The following is a 1,238-nucleotide window of genomic DNA, read 5'->3' on the forward strand; positions in this document are numbered from 1 at the left end:
CGAGGGTGCCGGTGCCGCCGGTGATGAGGACGGTCCCCTCCGGATCGAACAGCGGACCTTCCGCCTCGGCCGGCTCCACCCGTGCCAGCCGGGGGACGCGGATCTGCCCGTCGCGCACGGCGAACTGGGGCTCGCCGGTGGTCAGGCCGTCGAGCAGGAGCGTGGCCGACGAGCGCGGGTCGCCATCGAGCGCGAGGTCGGCGAGCACGAAGCGATCCGGATGCTCCGCCTGGGCGGAGCGGATCAGACCCCACAGGCTGGCCTGCGCGAGGTTCCCGATGATGCCGTCGGCCGCGGTGGCGCCGCGGGTCACCACGACGAGGCGGGAGTCGGCGAACCGGTCCTCGGCGAGCCACTGCTGGACAAGCCGGAGTGCCGCCTCGGCGTTGCTGTGCGTGGTGGCCACGACGTCGTCGAGGTCGGAGCCGACCTCCGCCGGGTCGAGGCCGCCGGTCGCGGCCGGGAAGACCGCGGGACTGACGACGACGGTCGCGGGCACGGGCTCGCCGGCGGTGAGGGTGGCGGAGAGCGCGTCCAGGTCCAGGTAGGTGCTCTCGCCGGGTAGGGCGAGGCCGGCCCAGGTGTCCTCGGTGCCCAGGAGCACGGCGAGGGTGCTGGTGGGGTGCACCGGTCGGTGGCCGCCGGGAAGGGGAACCCACTCCAGCCCGAACAGCGAGTCGCGCAACGGCCCGGCGTCACTCAGCCGGTCCAGCGAGATCGCCCGGAGGGCCAGGGTGTCGACGGCGGCGACCGGTGCTCCGGTCGTGTCCGCGAGCAGGACGCTCGCCGTGTTCGGACCGGTCGGGGTGAGCCGGACCCGCAGCGCGGTGGCCCCGGTGGCGTACAGGGTGACGCCCGACCAGGAGAAGGGGACGCGGGGGCCCACGTTCTCCTCGGCGTCGGTGTCGGCGTCGCTCGACTCGTCGGCGACGAGCACCAGAGGGTGCAGGGCGGCGTCGAGGAGCGCGGGATGGATCTCGAAGTTTCCGGCGTCGGAGGCGAGGTCCTCACTCAGGCGCACCTCGGCGAAGATCTCGTCGCCTAGGCGCCACGCGGCCTGTAGTCCCTGAAAGGCCGGGCCGTACTTGTAGGAGCGTTCGGCGAGGCGTTCGTAGGCGCCGGTCAGGTCGATCGGCTTGGCTCCGGACGGCGGCCAGGCCGTGAGGTCGAACGAGGCTGGCTGCTCGGTGCCGGGTGTGAGGGTGCCGGTGGCGTGGGTGGTCCAGGGGGTGTCGGGG

General features: G+C 73.7%; 1 protein-coding gene. It reads right to left on the reverse strand.

The features are described 5' to 3' along the window. A partial coding sequence (locus C1A33_RS25975; protein WP_207770510.1) for a polyketide synthase dehydratase domain-containing protein occupies positions 1 to 1,238 on the reverse strand: 1,238 nt, incomplete at both ends.

It is taken from the genome of Frankia canadensis (assembly GCF_900197875.1).
In the GTDB taxonomy this organism is placed as follows: Bacteria; Actinomycetota; Actinomycetes; order Frankiales; family Frankiaceae; genus Frankia; species Frankia canadensis.